The organism is Pseudomonas sp. ACN8 (assembly GCF_002303925.1).
Lineage (GTDB): Bacteria > Pseudomonadota > Gammaproteobacteria > Pseudomonadales > Pseudomonadaceae > Aquipseudomonas.
Map to the genome: position 1 here is coordinate 1 of NZ_MRCS01000053.1, position 21,031 is coordinate 21,031.

Annotated in this window: 20 protein-coding genes, 1 tRNA gene and 1 pseudogene; 16 read left to right on the top strand and 6 right to left on the bottom strand. The window is 60.0% G+C overall.

Annotated features, from left to right (window positions below; genetic code table 11):
• Both BSF44_RS30425 and BSF44_RS24415 read left to right on the top strand, forming a co-directional pair.
• A partial coding sequence (locus tag BSF44_RS30425) for an RCC1 domain-containing protein (RefSeq protein ID WP_371918295.1) occupies positions 1-1,964 on the top strand: 1,964 nt, incomplete at its 5' end.
• A 207-nt stretch (positions 1,965-2,171) separates the two neighbouring features.
• Positions 2,172-2,834: a glutathione S-transferase family protein gene (locus BSF44_RS24415; RefSeq protein ID WP_095945686.1), complete on the top strand. Its 663-nt coding sequence runs from the start codon at positions 2,172-2,174 to the stop codon at positions 2,832-2,834.
• A 91-nt stretch (positions 2,835-2,925) separates the two neighbouring features.
• Here BSF44_RS24415 and BSF44_RS24420 read toward each other — a convergent pair.
• Positions 2,926-3,000: transfer RNA gene (locus BSF44_RS24420), tRNA-Gln, on the bottom strand.
• A 320-nt stretch (positions 3,001-3,320) separates the two neighbouring features.
• Here BSF44_RS24420 and BSF44_RS24425 point away from each other — a divergent pair.
• Complete coding sequence (locus tag BSF44_RS24425; protein ID WP_095945687.1) at positions 3,321-3,749, top strand: hypothetical protein; 429 nt, start codon at positions 3,321-3,323, stop codon at positions 3,747-3,749.
• A gap of 105 nt (positions 3,750-3,854) precedes the next feature.
• Here the strand turns inward: BSF44_RS24425 and BSF44_RS24430 are convergent, their stop codons facing one another.
• Entirely contained in the window at positions 3,855-5,843 is a 1,989-nt protein-coding gene (locus BSF44_RS24430; RefSeq protein WP_095945688.1) for a U32 family peptidase, read from the bottom strand.
• A 234-nt stretch (positions 5,844-6,077) separates the two neighbouring features.
• On the opposite strand from BSF44_RS24430, the gene BSF44_RS24435 reads away from it, so the two are divergent.
• Positions 6,078-6,557: a hypothetical protein gene (locus tag BSF44_RS24435; protein WP_095945689.1), complete on the top strand. Its 480-nt coding sequence runs from the start codon at positions 6,078-6,080 to the stop codon at positions 6,555-6,557.
• Between the two features lie 149 nt (positions 6,558-6,706).
• Here BSF44_RS24435 and BSF44_RS24440 read toward each other — a convergent pair whose 3' ends face one another.
• Both BSF44_RS24440 and BSF44_RS24445 read right to left on the bottom strand, forming a co-directional pair.
• Entirely contained in the window at positions 6,707-7,087 is a 381-nt protein-coding gene (locus BSF44_RS24440; protein ID WP_095945690.1) for a RidA family protein, read from the bottom strand.
• Positions 7,088-7,296: 209 nt separating this feature from the next.
• A pseudogene (locus BSF44_RS24445) lies at positions 7,297-7,506 on the bottom strand (NIPSNAP family protein); the annotation flags it as partial.
• Between the two features lie 123 nt (positions 7,507-7,629).
• Here BSF44_RS24445 and psrA point away from each other — a divergent pair.
• The 4 genes from psrA to phnX all read left to right on the top strand — a co-directional run bounded on the left by psrA (position 7,630) and on the right by phnX (position 11,988).
• Positions 7,630-8,721, top strand: coding sequence for an iron-containing alcohol dehydrogenase PsrA (psrA, locus tag BSF44_RS24450; protein ID WP_095945691.1), 1,092 nt, complete (start codon positions 7,630-7,632; stop codon positions 8,719-8,721).
• A 130-nt stretch (positions 8,722-8,851) separates the two neighbouring features.
• Complete coding sequence (locus tag BSF44_RS24455) at positions 8,852-10,147, top strand: MFS transporter (RefSeq protein WP_095945692.1); 1,296 nt, start codon at positions 8,852-8,854, stop codon at positions 10,145-10,147.
• A gap of 54 nt (positions 10,148-10,201) precedes the next feature.
• Complete coding sequence (locus tag BSF44_RS24460; protein ID WP_095945693.1) at positions 10,202-11,074, top strand: LysR substrate-binding domain-containing protein; 873 nt, start codon at positions 10,202-10,204, stop codon at positions 11,072-11,074.
• A gap of 86 nt (positions 11,075-11,160) precedes the next feature.
• Positions 11,161-11,988: a phosphonoacetaldehyde hydrolase gene (gene phnX, locus BSF44_RS24465; protein ID WP_007980567.1), complete on the top strand. Its 828-nt coding sequence runs from the start codon at positions 11,161-11,163 to the stop codon at positions 11,986-11,988.
• Between the two features lie 41 nt (positions 11,989-12,029).
• Here phnX and BSF44_RS24470 read toward each other — a convergent pair whose 3' ends face one another.
• Positions 12,030-12,803, bottom strand: coding sequence for a helix-turn-helix domain-containing protein (locus BSF44_RS24470; protein ID WP_095945694.1), 774 nt, complete (start codon positions 12,801-12,803; stop codon positions 12,030-12,032).
• 123 nt (positions 12,804-12,926) lie between these two features.
• Here BSF44_RS24470 and BSF44_RS24475 point away from each other — a divergent pair, with 123 nt between their 5' ends.
• The 3 genes from BSF44_RS24475 (at position 12,927) to BSF44_RS24485 (ending at position 15,558) form a co-directional block, all read left to right on the top strand.
• A complete protein-coding gene (locus BSF44_RS24475) occupies positions 12,927-14,156 on the top strand; it encodes an MFS transporter (protein ID WP_095945695.1) in 1,230 nt (409 codons plus the stop codon).
• Positions 14,157-14,178: 22 nt separating this feature from the next.
• The gene (locus BSF44_RS24480) at positions 14,179-14,574 is read left to right on the top strand and encodes a VOC family protein (protein WP_095945696.1); all 396 of its coding nucleotides are present in this window, start codon (positions 14,179-14,181) and stop codon (positions 14,572-14,574) included.
• A 159-nt stretch (positions 14,575-14,733) separates the two neighbouring features.
• On the top strand, positions 14,734-15,558 hold the full coding sequence (locus BSF44_RS24485) for a response regulator transcription factor (RefSeq protein WP_095945697.1): 825 nt from the start codon (positions 14,734-14,736) through the stop codon (positions 15,556-15,558).
• Between the two features lie 140 nt (positions 15,559-15,698).
• On the opposite strand, the gene BSF44_RS24490 is transcribed toward BSF44_RS24485, so the two are convergent.
• Positions 15,699-16,013: a DUF6124 family protein gene (locus tag BSF44_RS24490; protein WP_095945698.1), complete on the bottom strand. Its 315-nt coding sequence runs from the start codon at positions 16,011-16,013 to the stop codon at positions 15,699-15,701.
• A 621-nt stretch (positions 16,014-16,634) separates the two neighbouring features.
• On the opposite strand from BSF44_RS24490, the gene BSF44_RS24495 reads away from it, so the two are divergent.
• The 5 genes from BSF44_RS24495 to BSF44_RS24515 all read left to right on the top strand — a co-directional run bounded on the left by BSF44_RS24495 (position 16,635) and on the right by BSF44_RS24515 (position 21,030).
• Positions 16,635-17,111, top strand: coding sequence for an antitoxin Xre/MbcA/ParS toxin-binding domain-containing protein (locus tag BSF44_RS24495; RefSeq protein WP_095945723.1), 477 nt, complete (start codon positions 16,635-16,637; stop codon positions 17,109-17,111).
• The gene (locus tag BSF44_RS24500) at positions 17,108-17,596 is read left to right on the top strand and encodes an RES family NAD+ phosphorylase (RefSeq protein ID WP_095945699.1); all 489 of its coding nucleotides are present in this window, start codon (positions 17,108-17,110) and stop codon (positions 17,594-17,596) included. The genes BSF44_RS24495 and BSF44_RS24500 overlap by 4 nt, the downstream gene beginning before the upstream one ends.
• 187 nt (positions 17,597-17,783) lie before the next feature.
• The gene (locus BSF44_RS24505) at positions 17,784-18,899 is read left to right on the top strand and encodes an ABC transporter ATP-binding protein (protein WP_095945700.1); all 1,116 of its coding nucleotides are present in this window, start codon (positions 17,784-17,786) and stop codon (positions 18,897-18,899) included.
• A gap of 39 nt (positions 18,900-18,938) precedes the next feature.
• Positions 18,939-20,081, top strand: a complete 1,143-nt coding sequence (locus tag BSF44_RS24510; RefSeq protein ID WP_095945701.1) for a PotD/PotF family extracellular solute-binding protein — start codon at positions 18,939-18,941, stop codon at positions 20,079-20,081.
• A 31-nt stretch (positions 20,082-20,112) separates the two neighbouring features.
• Entirely contained in the window at positions 20,113-21,030 is a 918-nt protein-coding gene (locus BSF44_RS24515) for an ABC transporter permease (RefSeq protein ID WP_095945702.1), read from the top strand.
• Position 21,031: the final 1 nt, after the last annotated feature.

Consider the following 21,031-nt stretch of genomic DNA (forward strand, 5'->3'; position numbering starts at 1 on the left):
GCACCTGGTTCGCGCAAAAATACTGGCCAAGACCGGTCGCCAAAAGCTACTTCAATGAATTGGCCGACGGCAGCCGCTTGACGCTGAGCTTCAAGGCCGCGCTGGATAAAAGCAATGTCGAGGCCAATGCGCTGGTGTTCGCGGATCAGGTCTATACGATCAAGGCCTTCAAGCTACCCGTGGCCACCTTCTGGGAAGCCACCGGTGCCGGCAACGACCTACTGAACCCGGACGATGTGTACCCTCTGGGCGCCACTGTCGTGATTGCCCAGACAGCCCTGCTGAAAACCGATGACTTCATCACCGTGCAGGTGCAAGGTAAAACCGTCACTACCTATACCCACCGGGTCCAGCCAGAGGAGGCCGACAAGGAACTGAAGACCATCAAAGTGGCGTATTCGGTGATCGCCGACAACGTAGACTCGAGCATTAGCCTCAGCTATTCCATCGCGCGCAAAGCCGGGGGCACCGATGGCCCGGCTGATCCGAGCGTTTACGATGTGCGCAGGGTGATTGGTTCGGGCAATCTGAAGGTCATGGGTGCGCGCAATATCCGCAGTATCTGGACGGCGTCCCGTTCCTCGCAGGTGTTGAGTGCCTTCAACAAAACAACGGATCAGCCGGTGCAGGCGCAATGGAAATACCCCGGCGACAGCGACTGGACAACGGCAGCCACCTGGCGCGATAGCAAACCGCAGGAGCCGCTGCAGGTTCGTACCGGCGATGATCAGCTCACGCTGAATCCGGCCAACATCATCGGTAACGGTGAACACATATTCGACCAGGCTGCGTTTGTTGCGCTTCGCGATGCGGGGGATGTCGTCGCCTGGGGCAGTGATACCTACGGTGCAACAATTCCCTCTCCCATCATCACCCTCAACGACATCGTTGAGGTGAGCGGCACCGCTAGGGCCTTTGCGGCACGCCGGGCGGATGGTGAGGTCGTGGCGTGGGGATCAGCCGGACTTGGCGGGGACATGACCGGGGTCTTGCCCGATCACTTTGTTGAAGTTGTCGGTAACGGCGGGGCGTTTGCCGGCCTCAAAACCACGGGACACGTGGTGGCCTGGGGAAGTCCTAATAGCGGCGGCGCCGTTCCTGCGCCAATCGCTGCACTGAATGACGTTGTCAGGGTTGTCGCCGCAGGTAGCGCATTCGTCGCACAGCGAACAACCGGCCATGTACTGGCATGGGGACTCGCAGAACTTGGCGGTCGGGTGCCAGAAGACATTGCCAGGCTCACCGATCTCGAGACCATCATTGGCAACTACAGTGCATTTGCAGCACTTCGCGCCAACGGCAGCCTCGTCGCCTGGGGCAACGAAGAGTCAGGCGGGAAATTGCCGGACAACATCGCCGCCATGACCGACATCATTGAGCTGGGTTGCGCCACCATTCATGCCTTTACCGCACGACGCGCCACCGGCCAGATTATCGCCTGGGGCAGAGCAGAGAACGGTGGCACGATTGCCCCGCAGATAGGAGCACTGACCGACATCGTGGACGTCAGCGCCACTGCTAGCGCATTCGCCGCTCGCCGTGGCAATGGCCGTGTCGTAGCCTGGGGGAACCCATCATTCGGAGGAACAGTACCTGGCGACATTGCCGATCTGGACGACATTGTACAGGTGTGCGGTACATATAGGGCGTTCGCCGCCTTGCGTAAAAACGGCACGGTGGTAGCTTGGGGGAATAGCTACTACGGAGGCAATACTTCAACGGTGGTCGACCAACTGACCAACGTACAGGCGCTTTACAGCAACGTTTGCGGTTTTGCCGCCCTCACCTCCGACGGGCGTGTCGTGACCTGGGGCGTCCCGGGTGGTGGTGGCGACAGCAGTGCGGTGCAAGACCGTCTGCGCGGCCACGTCTCTTACCGGGCCAATGCGGCGTCACGGGGGCGGGCACTCAAAGCCAGTTGCCGGGCGGCGCTGAACGCGAACCCACACCTTCAGGATCGGTGATCTTCCGCGCCTCACCATGGCGCTCCTTCGGGAGCGCATTTGCGAGCACAAGGCTTGCGTCTTCTCGATACCATGCCTGAAGTTCAGGCCAGAAGACCTGCACTCTAACCCAAACAGCAGGCGCCGGACCTCAGGCTGGAACACCTCGCGCATTGGCCAATGGCGACCGATAATCAAGTGCTTTCCATCTCACCGAGGAATAGAAGGATGTCACTGACTCTTTATTTCCATCCGCTCTCGTCGTTCTGCCACAAAACGCTGATCGCGCTCTATGAACTGGAAATCGAGTTTGAAAAACGGATCATCGACCTGGGCAACGAGGCTGACCGGGCCGAGCTTCAAACGCTGTGGCCGATCGGCAAGTTTCCGGTGCTGCGCGATCACGCCCGGCAAAAGAATGTGCCGGAGTCGAGTGTGATCATTGAGTACCTGGACCGGCTCCATCCCGGCCAGGCACACCTGATTCCGGATGATTGGGAAACCGCGCTGGAAGTCCGCCTGTGGGATCGCTTTTTCGACCTGCATGTCCAGGTGCCGATGCAGAAGATCGTCGCCGACCGAATCCATGCCGCAAACGGCGACCTGACCCGCGAACGCGCCGCGCTGACAACGGCGTACGGCATGCTTGAACGCCAGTTGGCCGCCAACACCTGGGCAGCCAGCCCCGCATTCAGCATGGCCGATTGCGCCGCCGCCCCGGCGCTGTTCTACGCCAGCACCCTCGTACCCTTTGCCGCCGATCACCACCACTTGAGTGCGTATTTTGACAGGTTGACACAAAGGCCCTCGGTCAAGCGGGTGATCGACGAGGCACGGCCGTATTTTGCCTTGTATCCGTTTGCCGAGGCCATCCCGGAGTGCTTTCGGTAGTGGTAGACGGGGGAACGGGAGGCAAAAAAACAACGAATCGACGAATAATAACCGTCGGTCGAGTGTTATCTGATTAGGCAGGAATAAAAAATGGCAGGGGCGGCTGGATTCGAACCAACGCATGGCAGGATCAAAACCTGCTGCCTTACCGCTTGGCGACGCCCCTGTATCTGTTGCGATGAGTGCCTGGCACTCGCTTTCTTGAGTGGCAACAAGACCTGTTGCCTGCTCTCGCGACTGGTCCCTGAGGGCCGCTGCAAGAGTGGGCGCAAATTTACCAACATTTTCCTCGTCTGGGAAGCCCAAACAAAAAAAATTGTTCATTAAAACAGGTGCTTAGTGTTGAGCCGAATCTCGGGGAGTTATCGGCGCACATTCACCCCGAACAGCTCTGCTACGCTTTTCTTTACTCGAATTGAATCGGGAATCGTTTGTGCAACACCCTTCCCTTGCCATTTGAGGGCGCCAAAAGTGAAAGGCAAATTAATGGGGGCCGCTGCAACCCTTCTGGTACTCGGGACCGCGATTTATGGGTTGAACACCTGGGAACACATCCAGAGCCAGCGACAGGAAGCGGTCTGCAAGGCCGCCCGCGAGCATCTCAATCGCCTGGAAACCCAGACGCGAGCGTTGGCCTCCGGGTTGACGGTCGAAGCCTATGCCGAAGCCGAAAAAGCCGAGGCCGGCCAGTTGGTTTTAGCGCTCGATACGGCCAAAAATGAAGCCGAGGTCGATGCCGTCATCGACAGGCACGCCGCTGCCATCGAGGCGCAGATAACCGCCGAGGACGCAGAGGTCCAGTCCCGAGGCGAACAACCCTTCCTCGGTCAGGAAATGAAAAAGCAGCGCATCCCCACCGACGTCAAACAGGAATTCAAACGCGCTGAAAAGGCCGTCGCCGAGACCTGCGGATAGTGTCGACCGCCAGCTCCAGGTTTGTCGCCAGCGTCCAGACTTCAGCAAAAGCAGGTTTCAAGCCGGAACAGGTGAGCGCGCCGTTGCGGCGCACTCACCAGTCACTCAGTGCGGTGCGCGCGGGATGGTCTTGAGCAGGTCTTCGGGGCTGATGTGACCGACCACGCTGCCCGGTTGCGGCAGGTTGAGGATGTGGCCTTTCATCTTGCCGATGATGTGCATTTCACAGGGCTTGCAGTCGAACTTCAGTGTCAGCACTTCATCGCCGTGGATCAATTGCATCGGCGCGACCTTGGTGCGCACGCCCGTCACGCCCTTGGCCTGTTTCGGGCACAGGTTGAAGGAGAAACGCAGGCAGTGCTTGGTGATCATCACCGGCACCTCGCCGGTTTCCTCGTGGGCCTCGTAGGCCGCGTCGATCAGCTTGACGCCGTGGCGGTGATAGAAGTCGCGGGCCTTCTGGTTGTAGACGTTGGCCAGGAACGACAGGTGCGACTCCGGGTACACCGGCGGCGGCGTGGTCTCGGCCTTGCGGCTGCCACGGGGGTGGGCGGCAATCCGCGCTGCGGTCAAGGCTTCAATCACTTCACGGCGCAAGGCCTTGAGCTGCGAGTTCGGAATGAAGTACGCCTGCGGCGCGTCCAACTTGATGTCGATGGCGTGGTACTGCGTTGTGCCCAGTTGACCGAGCAGATCCTGCAATTGCTCCAGCGCCTGTTCCGGCTTGTTGGCGGCGCCAAACGGGCCGGCCAGGGTGACGCTGGCGCTGATGCCCTCTTCGCTGGTAGCGGTCAGTTCCAGCTGCTCTTCACGCAGGCGAGCGACCCAGCTCAGGGCGATGCGACGCTCGGCGGAGGTCTTTTGCAGCGCCTGTTGCCAGTTGTGATCGAGATTGCGATTCAGCGGATGGTTGGGGCGCAGCTTGTACATCCCCTCCGGCATCTCGTTGGGCTCGACGCGATAGCGATAGCGCTTCTCGCCGTCCTCCTCGAATTCGCCTTTGGGTTCGGCGATGTTGGCGCGGAACCCCACCACTTCACGCTTGACCAGCACGTTGAGGCCGTCGCCGTTGGACAGCGGCTCGTGCGTCACGACCTGCATGTCACGCTTGGCGACTTTCTCCACCACCCCCACCGGCAGACCGGTGAAGGTCGGCGAGTCAAAGGCACCGATATCGATCTTGCGGTCAGTGACGAAATAATCGGTGCTGCCACGGTGGAAGGTTTTTTCCGGGTCGGGCAGGAAGAAGTGCGCGGTGCGGCCGCTGGAGGCGCGGGCCAGGTCCGGACGGTCTTCGAGCACGGCGTCGAGGCGCTGGCGGTAGTAGGCGGTGATGTTTTTCACATAGCCCATGTCCTTGTAGCGGCCCTCGATCTTGAACGAACGCACGCCGGCCTCGACCAGGGCGCGGATGTTGGCGCTCTGGTTGTTGTCCTTCATCGACAGCAGGTGCTTTTCGTAAGCGATCACCCCGCCCTTTTCGTCCTTGAGGGTGTACGGCAGACGGCAGGCCTGGGAGCAGTCGCCACGGTTGGCGCTGCGCCCGGTTTGCGCGTGGGAAATGTTGCACTGACCGGAAAACGCTACGCACAACGCGCCATGGATAAAGAACTCGATGGCCGCGTCGGTTTCGTCGGCGATGGCGCGGATCTCCTGGAGATTCAGCTCGCGGGCCAGCACCAGTTGCGAGAAGCCGGCCTGATCGAGGAACTTGGCCCGCTCCAGAGTGCGGATGTCGGTCTGGGTACTGGCGTGCAGTTCGATCGGCGGAATGTCCAGCTCCATCACACCCATGTCCTGGACGATCAGCGCATCGACGCCGGCGTCGTACAACTGGTGGATCAGCTTGCGGGCCGGCTCCAGTTCGTTGTCGTGCAGGATGGTATTGATGGTGGTGAACACCCGGGCGTGGTAACGACGGGCGAATTCCACCAGTTCAGCGATATCGCTCACTTCGTTGCAGGCGTTGTGGCGGGCGCCGAAGCTCGGGCCACCGATGTAGATGGCATCGGCGCCATGCAGGATGGCCTCGCGGGCGATGGCGACATCGCGGGCAGGGCTGAGCAATTCCAGGTGATGTTTGGGCAAAGACATAATTTTTTTAGTCAGGCTTGTCACGGTCGAGGCATGCATTGTAGCGGCGAAACGCTCGAACGACACCTATGCGCTGATTCTGACGACTGGTACCGAGCACATATTATATCGCTAAGCAACTGTCATATCTGACAGTAGATTCTTCAGGAGACAACGGATAAGTTCAAAAAGGATCGCGCTATCCCACAAAGCGATCTTGGTTAGTCCACATTTACCCATTAGAGAAAACTTCTCATGAATAACATTGAAGATAAATACTATGCTTCCCTTGATATTGATAAAGAAACCATGTCAAGCGCTGGTGCAAAAAGCGTGGTAGTGCCGACATTTCAGGCGACCTACACCCCCCCGCACCCTCTTCTCGGAACATACTACTCGGCAAACACATTCATTTACGCGTCCTTAACCGAGCGTTCGATTAGCGTCATTGGTCGCTATGAGGCTGCCGGCGTATTTGAACAAATCTCGATTGTTTTTCCCAGAGACATAGAAGACGGCAAGCATCCTGTAGTTCCACAGGAGCAAAACGGTGTACATATTACCGACATAATGAATGGCGAGTTCAACCATGCAACCAAAGGTGAAATCACCATAAAACGAAACAGTGAAAAAAAAATATTTGAGGCAATATTTGATGTAGAGACAAAAAATAACGGAACCATATATAAAATAACACATGGAATTGTCATTTTAGAGGCTACTGGCCCACTTTGACTTTGATATTCAGGAGTGCCTGCAAGCTAGCTTTATATAAAAAACCATTGAGGCATGCTACAAATTCGTTAAACATCCTTATCAAAACGAGCTTCACCCTACAGCCACCTCAGTGCTGGACAGAGGTGGCTGTAACATTTTTTGCAGACTCAGCCCTTGGCCGCCATCGCGGTCACTTCCACACGCATGCCTTCCACCGCCAACGCGGCAACCCCGACAGCGGCGCGCACCGGCCATGGCTTGGCGAAGTAGCGCTTGTAGACCTCATTGAACGCAGCGCGGTCGGCCATGTCGGTGAGGTAGATGGTCAGGTGCATCACGCGGTCCATGGAACTGCCGGCACGCTCCAGCGCGACCTTCAGTGCTTGCAGGGTGCATTCGCTTTGCAGGGTGATGTCGCCCAGTTCCAGGCTGCCGTCGGCGCGGGTGGGGATCTGGGTGGAGACCAGCACACCGCCGAAACCGACGACGTCGGAGGAAATCGAATCCGCATCAGGATCGGGGGTAAAGGTCAGGTCGTGGTTTGCCATGGGGACTCTCTTGCTTGAAGTGATGAGGCTGGCGCCTTGTGCGCGGCCAGTTTACAGGGCCATTGGCGGTCCGTCGCTAATCCAGCCCGGACGGCTGCTCGTGGCCCAGCCTCATGGTCTGCCAGCGACGGCCCCGTACCGGCTGGATCGTTTCTGAGGCCCCCGATCGAGCCACACCCGGGTCATTGCAAGGGCGAGAACGTCGCGGGCAGGTAGCGCTCGCGCTCCGCGTGCCTCAGGTGTTCGTCGGCGTAGCCACGCAGCACGGCAATCTGGTTCAACTGGCCGATTTCCGAGGCCCAGCAGCCCATCAACACCCCGCCGACTTCCGGCTTCGCCAACTCTGCCTCGATGCGTACCAGCGCATCAGTCACTGTGCGCACCCGCACGGTAAAAGTGATCCGTTCAAATAAACGCATAACGACTTCGCCCACCGGCCATTATCGGCCCAGCCGATTCAAACCTGCGAATTATCGATTTGTGCAGCCGTCCGTGGACCGCGAGCATGGCGTCACTTCCAACAACAAAAACAAGGACCCGCCATGACCGCCCGATTTCACAATCCAGTGGATACCCGTTTCGGCTGGGGCAGCCTGCAAGAGCTTGCCGCCATCACCGAACACCAGAACGTTGCCGTCGTGACCTTTCCCGAAGCCCGTGGCCTGGGGCTGGTGGATCGCCTTCAAGCGCTGCTGGGCGAACGCCTGGTCTACGTGATTGAAGATGTCCAGCCCAACCCCGATGTCGCGCAACTTCGCGCGACCTATGAACGCTTCTGGCAAGAAGCCGGCGATTGCCAGGTGGTGATTGCCGTCGGTGGCGGCAGTGCGATCGATACTGCCAAGGCGCTGATTGTCGGCACCGAATCAGGTCGCTTCGATGAGCTGCTGGCCTTGCTGGCCAGCGGTAAACCCTTCGTTCCGGTTCGCAGTAAACAGCTGATCGCAGCCCCGACCACGGCAGGCACCGGCAGTGAAGTCACGCCCTGGGCGACGATCTGGGACGCGGCCAATCACAAAAAATACTCGCTGCACCTGGACTGCACCTGGCCAAGTGTCGCCATCATCGATCCGCAACTGATGCTCACGGTGCCGGCCAGCGTCACCGTTTCCACCGGGCTGGATGCACTGTCCCACGCACTGGAGTCGATCTGGAACATCAACGCCAACCCGCTTTCCGACACCTTCGCCATCTCTGCCATCGAGGACATCCTCGAATGCCTGCCCTTGCTGCGGCGGGACCTGTCCAGCCAGGAACTGCGCTCACGGATGGCCCTGGCCGCACTCAAGGCCGGCATGGCGTTCTCCAACACCAAGACCGCACTGGCCCACTCCATCTCCTATGAGATGACCTTGCGCTACGGCCTGCCCCACGGCATCGCCTGCTCCTTCACCCTGCCACTGGTTTTGGGCCTGGCCTGGGGCCACGACGCGACGCGCGACAAGACCCTGCAACGGGTTTTCGGGCCAGATCTGGATAAAGCCCAGGCCCGTTTGCGCGCCTTCCTGCACAGCCTGGAGGTGAAAACCGAGTTCGCCGACTATGGCGTGACGGCCGAAGAGGCCCAGACCATGATCGATTTCGCCCTGCAGGGCGCACGCGGCAAGAACTTCATCGGCGCACGAGCGGCCTAGGGCTCGCCAGCCCCCAAAGACACTACACTGCCAGCGGCGTAACGAGCCGCGACGATTTCCTGCCGCACCTGAAAAAGAGTGCACCCTGCGATGCAACTCGCAGGGACCGAACAAGAATAAGGAAAAGATCATGAATCGTGCCCAAGCCATGCCAGGTCTCGCCGTACATACCGCATCGTTTCGCGTCGCCCAGTGGCGCATGCTGCTGGCAGCCATGTTTTGCTATCTGTTTTTCTATACCGGGCGACAAACGTTCGGTTTCGCCATTCCCGGTATCCAGGCCGAGTTCGGCTTTACCAAAGAGCACCTTGGCTGGGCATCGGCCGCCATGCTCTGGGCCTACGCCATTGGCCAGGCCATCAACGGCAACCTCGCCGACAAGTTCGGTGGTCGACGCATCATGACCCTGGGCGCCGTGCTGTCCTGCGGCGCCAACTGGGTGACCAGTTTCGCCAGCGGTTTTGCCGGGCTGATCCTGCCCTGGGGCATCAATGGCTACTTCCAGGCATTGGGCTGGGCACCGGGCAGCCGGCTGATCTCCAACTGGTGGAGCGCGGGCGAACGCGGCAAGGTCTACGGCTTTTATGTGTTCGCGGCCGGCTGCGCGTCGGTACTGTCCTACGTGACCTCGATCGTCGTGCTGGAAGTGATGCATCTGGAGTGGCGCTGGATCTTCCGCCTGCCCGTATTGCTCATGCTGGCCGGCGGCATCATCTTCTACCTGGTGGCCCGCGAGCGTCCGCAGGACCTGGGTTTCGAACCGCCTGCCGACACCGGTGTGGCCAACGCCGAGGACAAAAGCCATGAAGTGGCCCAAGGCGAAGTCGAAACTTCCGCGCAGCGTTACAAGGCTGTTCTGAAAAACTTCCGCCTGATCATCGCCGCCGTGTCCCTGGGTTTCCAGAACGCCGCCCGCTACGGTTTGATCGTCTGGGTGCCGGTGCACTTCCTGGGCGCCAACTGGAAGACCGGCGACAGCATGATCGATCCGAAGTGGATCACCGTGGCCCTTCCCGTCGGCATGGCCATAGGTGCACTGAGCAACGGCTGGATCTCGGACAAACTGTTCGGCTCCAAACGCTATCTGGCGATCATGCTCTACATGTTCCTCGGTGCAGCGACCAGCTTGTGGATGTGGACCCTTGCCCCCCACAGCGCAACCGGCCTTGTGGCGTTGTTTCTCTGCGGCTTCTTCGTGTACGGCCCCGCCTCCAGCTTCTGGGCGCTATGCCCGGACCTGGTCGGCGCCAAACGCGCCGGCACCGCGACCGGTGTGATGAACTTCTCGTCCTACCTGTTCGCCGGCCTGGCGGAACCGCTGATCGGCAGTATGCTCGACAGTACCGGCAACACCTCGCTGATCTTCATCGTGGTCACCGCGGCTTGTCTGTGCAGCGCGTCGGTGGCGCTGTTCATCAGGCGTTGATGGCCCGGCCAGACAGATTGAATCAATGGCAGCGGCTCAGGAACAGGATCGTCTATGTACCAGTACCACAAGTGGCTACGTTCATTTCATGCCGTGGCCAAGACCGGCAGCTTCACCCTCGCCGCCGAGTATTTGAGCGTCGGCCAGCCCACGGTCAGTGAGCAGGTCAATGCCCTGGAAAAGAAGTTTTCCGTGGAGCTGTTCCATCGCCGCGGCCGCTTTATCGAAATGAGTGCCGCCGGGCACCAGCTCTACGCGATCACCCAGGGCCTGTTCGGCCAGGAGGATGAAGCCGTGCAATTGCTGCAAAGTTTCAAGCAACGCAAGACCGGCATGCTGCGCCTGGGCGCGGTGTCACCGCCGATTGCCATGAACCTGACCTACGAACTGATGCAACGGCATCCCGACATCGAGCTGGAAACCTCGTTCTCCCCGGAAAAAGAGACCCTGGATCGCCTGTTCAACTTCGATATCGATGTGGCGATCCTGGCCCTGTCCGAATTCGACCAGCGTTTTGACACGCAGCTTTACCGACGCTACCCGATCATTGCCGTGGTGCGTGACGACCATCCATGGGCCCGGCAGAAAGAAGTGCATGTCGAGCAGATCAGCGAAGAGAAATGGGTACTGCGGGAAAAAAGCTCCCGCACTCGTCAACTGGTGGAGGAAAGCTGCAAGCACCTGGGCGTCGCACTGAACTGCGTCATGCAGTTGAACAGCCGCGAGGCCATCGTGCATGCCATCGCCAAGGGCATCGGCATCGGTTTCGTCTCGGCGGTCGAATACGCTGAAACGCCCGGTACCAAACCGATCACCTTCGTCAATCACCCGTTTTCCATCGACTACCACCTGTGCTGCCTGGGCATTCGCCGAAATCGGCCAATGATCGCGGAACTGTTCGACTCGAGCCCGACACCGACCATCTGATTTCGCCTCACTCTTGAGCAATCCATAGGTCTACTTCCTGGCGACAGGAGGGACGGCCTGCCCACAACAAAAAATGGAGAAATACCATGAACTACCAACAACCGACCCAACTGCAAGCCGTGGTCCTGGACTGGGCCGGCACCGTCGTCGATTTCGGCTCCTTCGCCCCCACGCAGATTTTCGTCGAGGCCTTTGCCGAGTTCGGCGTCGCCGTTTCGCTGGAAGAGGCTCGGGGGCCGATGGGCATGGGCAAGTGGGATCACATCCGCACCCTGTGCAATCAACCGCAGATCGCTGAACGCTACCGTGCGGTGTTTGATCGCCTGCCGACCGATGACGATGTCACCGCACTGTACGAACGGTTCATGCCGCTGCAGATCGAGAAAATTGCCCTGCACTCGGCCCTGATTCCCGGCGCGCTTAACACCATCGATGCCTTGCGCGACAAGGGCCTGAAAATCGGTTCCTGTTCCGGTTACCCGGCCGTGGTCATGGAAAAAGTGGTCGAACTGGCGCGGCACAATGGCTACGTGGCGGACCATGTGGTGGCCACCGACGAGGTGCCGAACGGCCGCCCCTACCCGGCCCAGGCCTTGGCCAACGTGATTGCCCTGGGGATCAGCGACGTCGCCGCCTGCGTCAAGGTCGACGACACCTGGCCCGGCATTCTCGAAGGCCGGGCCGCCGGGATGTGGACGGTGGCGCTGACCTGTTCGGGCAATGCCCTGGGCTTGACCTACGAGCAATACAAGGCCCTGCCCTCCGACCGGCTGGACAGCGAACGGGCGCGTATCGTCAAGATGTTCGAAGGCTCCCGCCCGCACTATCTGATCGACACCATCGTCGATCTGCCGGCGGTCATCGAAGACATCAATGCGCGACTGGCGCGAGGTGAAACGCCGCAAGGGTCCTGAGCTGATTCAGGCATCGAGCGGCCGTCCCGTGGGCGGCCGCCTCACTTGAAAAAATCACTCGGCGTCTTGCCGAACTGCTTCTTGAACATGGTCGTGAACGCGCTCGGGCTGTCGTATCCCAGCTCCCCGGCGATGTCGATGATCTTCTCCCCCACGGCGATTCGTTCCAGCGCCAGCAGCAGTCGTGCTTGCTGGCGCCATTGGCCGAAGGTCATGCCGGTTTCCTTGCGAAACCTGCGCTGGATGGTTTTGGCGTCGAGGCTCAAGCGGGCGCTCCAGTCCGACAGGGTCGAGCCATCCCCGGGATTACGCTGCAGCGCGGTACAAATCAGGTTGATGCGTTGATCGGTGGGCTGCGGCAGGTTCAACGGCAAGGTCGGCAGGATCGTCAGTTCATCCAGAATCAGCCGCAGCACCCGGGCTTCCCGCGAGTCCGGATCGCAGTTGAAATCGAAATCGACCGAGACCTTGATCAGCTCACTCAACAATGCGGACACACTCACGGCCCGGGTTTCGGTGGGCAGATCCAGGCTCGCGTCGGGGTGCACGAACACGCTGCGCATCTTGATCGGCCCCACACAGCGAATCGAGTGCACTTCTCCACTTGGCATCCAGATGCCGCGGCTCGGCGGTACGGTCCATTGGCTGCTTGCGGCGTGCACCACCATCACACCTTCGATGGCATAGATCAGTTGATGCTTCTCGTGGGAGTGCGGCTGGATAAACCAGTTTTCCGGGTAATCGGTCGCGCTGCTGCGAACGTCCCAGTCGCCTTGGTCGATGTCCGCGAGAAATTTATCCAGTGGTTTGATCATGACGACCTTTTTGCGATAGTCGATGCCCGATCTACGCGAGACGGGCGATTTCAAGGCCCATAGGATAACGCCGAACCCTGAAATTGACTGCTTCGCAGTTAGCGTTTATCCGGAAGATCGCCCATGTCGACCACCACCCTCAGTTCACCCTCACCCACAGCTTCGGTGGCCAGCCAGGCCAGCCCGCTGGTTATGCGCGTCATTGGCGCCTGTGCGCTGGCGCACCTGATCAACGACCTGATCCAGGCCGTGCTGCCGTCGATCTATCCGATGCTCAAGGCGAGTTATGGCTTGAGTTTCACCCAGGTCGGGCTGATCACCCTGACCTTCCAGCTCACCGCTTCACTGCTGCAACCGTGGATCGGTTTCTACACCGACCGTCACCCCAAGCCGTGGCTGCTGCCGGCCGGCATGGTCTGCACCCTGATCGGGATTCTGATGCTGTCGATGGTCGCCAGCTTCCCGGCGATTCTCGTGGCCTCGGCGCTGGTGGGGGTTGGCTCGTCGACCTTTCACCCTGAGACCTCACGGGTGGCGCGGCTGGCCTCGGGCGGTCGCTATGGCCTGGCACAGTCGACCTTTCAGGTCGGTGGCAATGCCGGTAGCGCCTTCGGCCCATTACTGGCCGCCGCGATCATCATTCCCTATGGCCAGGGCAACGTCGCCTGGTTCGGCCTGTTCGCGGTGTTCGCCATCTTCGTGCAATACGGCCTGAGCCGCTGGTACCGCCATCACCTGAACCTGTTCAAGCTCAAGCAAGGCGGCAAGGCCACCCACGGTCTGTCCAAACGGCGGGTGACCTTCGCCCTGGTGGTGCTGGCGTTACTGGTGTTCTCCAAATACTTCTACATGGCCAGCTTCACCAGTTACTTCACCTTCTACCTGATCGAGAAATTCGACCTGTCGGTGGCCAGTTCGCAGCTGTACCTGTTCCTGTTCCTCGGCGCCGTCGCGGCGGGCACCTTCTTTGGTGGCCCGATCGGTGACCGGATCGGTCGCAAGCAGGTGATCTGGTTCTCGATCCTCGGCGCCGCGCCCTTCACCCTCGCCCTGCCCTACGTCGACCTGTTCTGGACCGGCGTGCTGAGCATGATCATCGGCTTCATCCTCGCCTCGGCATTCTCGGCCATCGTGGTCTTCGCCCAGGAACTGGTGCCCGGCAACGTCGGCATGATCGCCGGGGTGTTCTTCGGGCTGATGTTCGGTTTTGGCGGGATCGGTGCCGCGCTGCTGGGGCACCTGGCGGATATCCATGGCATCGAGTACGTCTACACCTTGTGCTCGTTCCTTCCGCTGTTGGGAATTCTGACCATACTGTTGCCGTCTACTGGACAACGCTCGTCGGGAGCGTGAACAGCCATCAGGAGGAACCCCCATGAAAATCGTAGTCACCAGCGTGCTCGTCGATGATCAGGCCAAGGCGCTTGCTTTCTACCGGGATGTGCTCGGTTTTGAACTCAAGCACGATATCCCCATGGGCGAACATCGCTGGCTGACGCTGACATCCCCAGGCGATCCCGATGGCGTCGAGTTGCTGCTGGAGCCCAATGCCCACAGCGCGGCAAAGACGTTCCAGAGCGCGATCAAGCAGGACGGTATTCCCTGCACCTTTTTCGGTGTCGAAGACGTGCACGCCGAGTATGCCCGGCTCAGCGCCGCCGGCGTGCAATTCACCCGCCCGCCGACGGTGATGGGGCCGGTCACCCTGGCGGTACTGGACGACACCTGCGGCAACCTCATCCAGATTGTCCAGCACCACTCAACCGCCTGATCATTTCTGCTACCCGCCCTGTAGCACTCGGTAACACCCGGCCCCAGTGCGGTGCGTCTTTTAAACGCCATACCGTGCGCCACCCCGCTCCATACGGGGGCCACCTGCCATGGCGTACTTTGTGCATCCAAAGGCCATCCTCTTCTGCCTGTAGTCGCCATGCGCCCCAAGGAACTGAAACTCTGGACCACCGGTGTCGCCCACCTGCTCGACCTGCCTGCCGGGCATGGGCGGCTGTCGGGATTGAGCCATTGGCTTCGGCAAATCTGCCCGGTCGATCATTTCGTGTTGTTTGTCTACGAAGGCAATCACCGGCCACTGGCGTTGTTCGATACGTTCTCGGCGGACAAGCGCGCAGTGTATGTCGACGACTATCAGTGCGGGCCCTACCTGCTCGATCCGTTCTACCTGGCCTGCACACGCGGGCAGGCGCCCGGGCTGTGGCGTTTGCGCCAGTTCGCCCCCGACCACTTCTACCTCGGCGAGTACTTCCTGACCTATTACCAGCAAACCGGACTGGCCGAGGAAGTGGCGTTCTTCGTCGACCTCGGTGGCGGTGCCACGGCGGTGTTGTCGTTGATGCGATCCAGCGCCAGTTGCGCGTTCAGCCGTGACGAAATGCAATTGGTCGAGTGCGCGCAAGCGGTGGTCGAGCAAGTCATCAATGAAGCCTGGCGCTTGCGTCAGGCCCAGCAACCGCGCCCGGCACAGGACCTGGACTTCAAGATCCGCGAAGCTTTCGACCACTTCGGCGCGCACATCCTCACCGGGCGCGAGCAGGAAATCGTTCAACTGTTGCTGCGCGGTCACTCCAGCGCCTCGGTGGCCGAACAACTGAACATCAGCCCCGGCACGGTGAAGATTCACCGCAAGAACATCTACGCCAAGCTCGGCATTGGCAGCCAATCGGAGCTGCTGGGACTGTTTATTCGAGAGTTGACGGAAGATCCGTTGCAGGCGCCAGGCCTCAAGCTGCAAGCCTGAGACCTGCAGGTTAGTAGAGAACCCTGTAGGAGCGAGCCTGCTCGCGATGGCGTCAGTACGGCCAACATCCCTGTTTCTGATACACCGCCATCGCGAGCAGGCTCGCTCCTACAGGTTTATCGGTGTTCTGGAGAGTATGGTCACGGCGGATCAAGCTGATCCAGCGCCCGGTTCACCGCCAGCTCCCCCAGCATGATCACCTGCGCAGTCCCCAACAGCGCATTGCGGCTCGTCCCCTCCAGATGATCCACCAGATCGTTGGCCATGACATTGGCCGACGCCAGCGATTCACACGCGTGCACCAGCAAGGTTTCGATATTGAGTTCAGGATTGACGATAAACATGGAACTGGGCTTGCGCGGCGTCGCCATGATGCTGGGGTCGAGGTTGAGATCGAGGCTTTCGTATGGAGATGCCGGATCAGTGTCCGGTGGGTTGGGTGTGACCTTGAACATAGTGAAACTCCTCGCATCGTAAAAAGGAGCCATCACTCTCACGCTACCAAACGTAGGGTGGTGGCCATACGCAGGTTGGTAGACCGGGATGCAAGGAGACCGGCGCGCCCGAAGGCACCCTGTGCATGGCCACCATAAAGCAGAGTAGAAAAACGCTGCAGATGATGACGCTTTGCACCTCACATAGCCGGGCTACCAAACCCGATCACTGTTGTTTTCCAGCGACCGGCCAACGATAAAACCCAACCCCAAGGCGCACAAGCCGGCGGATTCTGGCGTACCTGTAGGCAACGACGCAAGGTGCTGTAGCTTGCTGGAAGTAACGCTGACAGCGCTTAAACATACATATCTCAGCCCTGAGTTTACATGGCCTACCTACGTTGAAATTCCTAGGACTGCAGAGGAAATATCTGACGTATTTTTAAGGTTGGCGGCCGAAAGCATGAGGTTTAACTTGGCCGCTCTGATCAGGGATAACGATTTCTCGCCTGATGCAGGCGTTCTTTCAGGCATTTAGGGTGAAACGATTACATGCGCGAGACAAGGATCGACAAAGGCAATTACCCGGCTGGCGACATTTGGCGTTATGATCGCGTCAAATGTCGCATGGAGGTAATCGATATGCCCGCCGTCAAAAATGAAGTCGTAGGAACGGAGACAAAGCGTGTCGCCCGCAAGCCTACCGAAGTGCTGCTACATGGCCGTAGTGGCGATACGCGCATGTTGATCATTCGATACACACAGGAAGGCTTTGATCTGAGCGACGTCAGGGACATGATTTCCATATCCGGTCTATACATGGAGCACGACCTTGTTCAGCGCATTACCGGGAAATCCCTCAGAACCGTGCAGCGCTTGGCAAAGGAGACGCAACCGGTTCGGCTGAACCAGCAACAAAGCACTGTCGCCTTTCAATATGCGCAAGTACTTGAGCACGCCATCAATGTGTTTGGCGATCAGCCGTTGGCTGAGGACTGGCTGAAGAAACCCTGCAAGTATCTGGAGGGTCATATTCCGCTGGAACTGATCGACAACTCGCTGGGTTTCCAGGTGGTAGAGGACTACCTGACCAGAATTGAACACGGGGTTTATCAATGAATCCTTTGCCTTGGGATGGGAAGTGGCACGCCTGGCGTCTGGATCGTGCAGTTTTCAAGGATTCATGGGATAGCGGCATTGGTGCGCAACAATCCGGCGGCCGATGGAATCCTCCTGGCCGCCGGGTTATTTACGCTTCGGCCGACCCGGCTACGGCGATTTTAGAGGTCGCCACCCACGCAGGCTTCGATACGCTCGACAGGGTGCCTTATGTGCTGACGTGTTTCGAAGTGCTGGATTCGAATGTCATCAAAGTTGTTCAACCTGAAGATGTACCGAACCCTAACTGGCTAATCCCATCTGAACTTTCGCCCAATCAACAGCATTTCGCTGATGAGCTACTGGCCGAACACCCGTTCGTGCTTATCCCGTCCGCAGTTACCCGCCACTCTTGGAACCTACTCGTTAGCTGTGATTTGGCGGCGGATCAATTCAAGCTTGTTTCGCAGGAGCGTTTTGGACTGGATACCCGCTTACTGAAATGAATGAGAATGTCGAACTTGCCCACCAGAACCTCAAATGCAGCCTGTCGCGTGTGATCTCTACGCTGCACACCTACTGAACACCTGCTCCACCCCCCTCCTATCCCCCAAGGGATATATACACCGCAAAACCCCGATTGCTAGTTTGGCCCCCGACGCACTGATTCATCACTGCAAGGGAGCCCGCCTCGTGAACAACACCCCGCCAAGCGATATCGAATTCTGCAATGTGGTCAAACGCTATGGCGAGGTGCAGGCCGTCAGCGGTCTGGATTTCGCGGTGCGGCGTGGCTCGTTTCATTCCTTTCTCGGCGGTTCGGGCTGCGGCAAGACCACCACCCTGCGCATGATCGCCGGCTTCGCGCAGCCCACCAGCGGCGAGGTCCGTCTGGCCGGCAAGAGCGTGGCCGGTGTGCCGGCCTTCGAGCGGCCGGTGAACATGGTGTTCCAGCATTACGCGTTGTTCCCGCATCTGACCGTGGCGCAGAACATTGCCTACGGCCTGCGTTATCGCAATCCACGCCCGGACAAAAAGCAGCAACTGCGCATGGCCGATGAAGCGCTGGAGATGGTGCGTCTGAGCGGCTTTGGCCAGCGCAAGCCGAGTGAATTGTCCGGCGGCCAGCAACAGCGTGTCGCCCTCGCCCGCGCCTTGGTCAACAAGCCGACAGTGTTGCTGCTCGACGAGCCGCTGGCCGCGCTGGACCGCAAGCTGCGCAAGGAGATGCAGTCAGAATTGCTGCGTCTGCAACGGGAGGTCGGCATCACCTTCGTGCTGGTCACCCATGACCAGGAAGAAGCCCTGTCGATGAGCGACAGCATCAGCGTGATGCACAACGGTTCGATCATCCAGACCGCCACCCCGGAACAGCTCTACGAAGCCCCGGCCAGCCGTTACGTGGCCGACTTTATCGGCGAGTCCAACCTGTTCGACGGCACCGTGCGCCAGCTCAACGGCAACTCGGTGGTGCTGCGTACCGAGCAGGGGCTGGAGCTGACCAGCCCCCTCACCCCCACCGGCAAAGGCCTGACCGCCAATGCCGCCGGTTGCATTGCGGTGCGCCCGGAACTGATCAGCATCGCCGGCGCCAACGCCGAGATGGCCCGGGAAGTGAAGCTGCAAGGCAGTGTCGAGGACCGCATCTACCTGGGCAATTGCACCGAATACCGCGTGCGCACCCAGGCCTTCGGCGTGGTCTGCGTGCGGGTGCCGCGCCAGCAGGATCACGGCGCCAATGCATTCGAACACGGCGCAGCGGTTCGCGTCGGCTGGGATCACGCCAATGGGTTGGCCATGGCGTTGTAAATCATCGATTCGTTTCATCAACCGGATGTGGAGCGTGCTATGGACCAGAAGACTTTTATAAAAACCCTGCGCAGCTGGCAGAACGGCTCGATCAGTCGTCGCGATTTCCTTGGCCGCACCGGCCTGGGGATCGCCGCCGCCGTGGTCGCCACCCACATGCCCGGCCTGCTGACCTCCACCGCCGAGGCTGCCGAGCAAACCAAGCTGGGTGATCGCCTGTCGCTGGCGACCTGGCCGAACTACCACAGCCAGGAAAACCTCGATGCTTTCGCCAAGACCACTGGCGCCCGGGTGTCGATGAGCGTGTTCGGTTCCAACGAAGAAATGCTCGCCAAACTGCAGGCCGGCGGCAGTGGCTGGGACGTGCTGGTGCCGACCAACTACACCATCAGCACCTACGTCGGACTGGGGTTGATCGAGCCGCTGGACCTGTCGCGCATTCCCAACTTCGACGCCTCGGCCTTCCAGCAGAAATTCATGGCCCAAGGCACGGTAGACGGCAAGGTCTACGCGGTGCCGAAAAACTGGGGCACCACCGGCATGCTCTACGACGCCGGCAAGCTGAAAAACGGCCCCGCCAGCTGGAAGGAATTCTGGGCCGCCGCCCAAGGCCCGGCCAGTGGCCGCACGATCGTTCACGACTACCAGTTGACCGCCATCGGCAACGCGCTGAAAAGCTTCGGCTACAGCTTCAACTCCCTGGACCCGAAAGAACTGGCCGACGCGGAAAAACTGCTGATCGAGACCAAGCCGCACCTGTTCGCGATCAGCTCCGACATCCAGCCATCGATGCGCAGCGGCGATGTCTGGCTGGCGATGTCCTGGACCGGCGATGCCTCGCAACTGCACCGCGACAACGCGCAAATGCAGTTCGAACTGGGCAAGGAAGGTGGCGAGTTGTGGAGTGATTTCTTCGCGATTCCTAAAAGCTCGGAGCACAAGGACGCCGCCTACGCCTTCATCAACTACCTGCTCGATCCGCAGCACAACAAGCTGGAAGTGCTGAGCCACGGCTACCCGAGTGGCGACAAACGTGTCGACGCGCTGCTGCCGGTGGCGATGCTCGACGATCCGATCATGTACCCGGCCGCCGAGGCCCTGAGCCCGCTGGAGTTCGGTGCCGCCGCGACGCTGACCAGCCCGGCGCGCGCCGAACTGATGGCGCGCTTCAAGTCCGCCTGATCGCCTGACCATGGCCAATGAGGAGTCACCCATGAATGCCGCCGCCCACCCGCAAACGGTGCAGCCGGGCCATACCCTGCCGGTCGAGGTTCGCCAACGGCGCAGCCTCGGCCGGCGCATCACCCTGCTGATGCTCTTGCCTTCGACCCTGTGGTTCCTGCTGCTGTTGTTGATGCCGCTGGTGATCATCCTGGTCTTCAGCTTCGGCGAGCGCAGCGCCGTGGGCGGTTACGCCGGTGGCTTCACCCTGGCCAACTACCTGAACCTCGGCTCTCGCGGCGCGGCGTTCAGCAATACGCTGATGCTGGCGCCGCTGGGCACCCTGGTGTGCCTGGTGGCGGCTTATCCGCTGGCGTACTTTCTGGCGGTCAAGGTCACGAGGAACCGTTCGCTGTTGCTGACCCTGGTGATCGTGCCGTTCTGGACCAGCTTCCTGATCCGCACCTACGCGTGGATTTTCATCCTCAGCGGCAAGGGCATTCCGGCGCTGCTGGCCAGCCTGGGGCTTGAGGATGTGCGGCTGATCAACACACCATGGGCGGTGCTGATCGGCATCGTCTACGGCTACCTGCCGCTGATGGTGTTCCCGATCTACGTCAGCCTGGAAAAACTCGACAAGCGCCTGCTCGAAGCGTCCGCCGACCTCGGTGCCAGCGCCTTCGAAAGCTTTCGCCGGATCACCCTGCCGCTGTCCGCGCCGGGGATCATCACCGGGGTGATGCTAGTGTTCATCCTGTTGATGGGCGAGTTCCTGATCCCGGCCATTCTCGGTGGCGGCAAGGTGTTCTTTGTCGGCAACGCGCTGGTCGACCTGTTCCTGCAATCGCGCAACTGGCCATTCGGCAGTGCGCTGGCCATGACGCTGGTGGCGATGATGCTGCTGATTATCGGCGTGTACCTGAAACTGGTGGCGCGCTACGGCGGCCGCCCTGCCGACGGAGGCCTGTGAC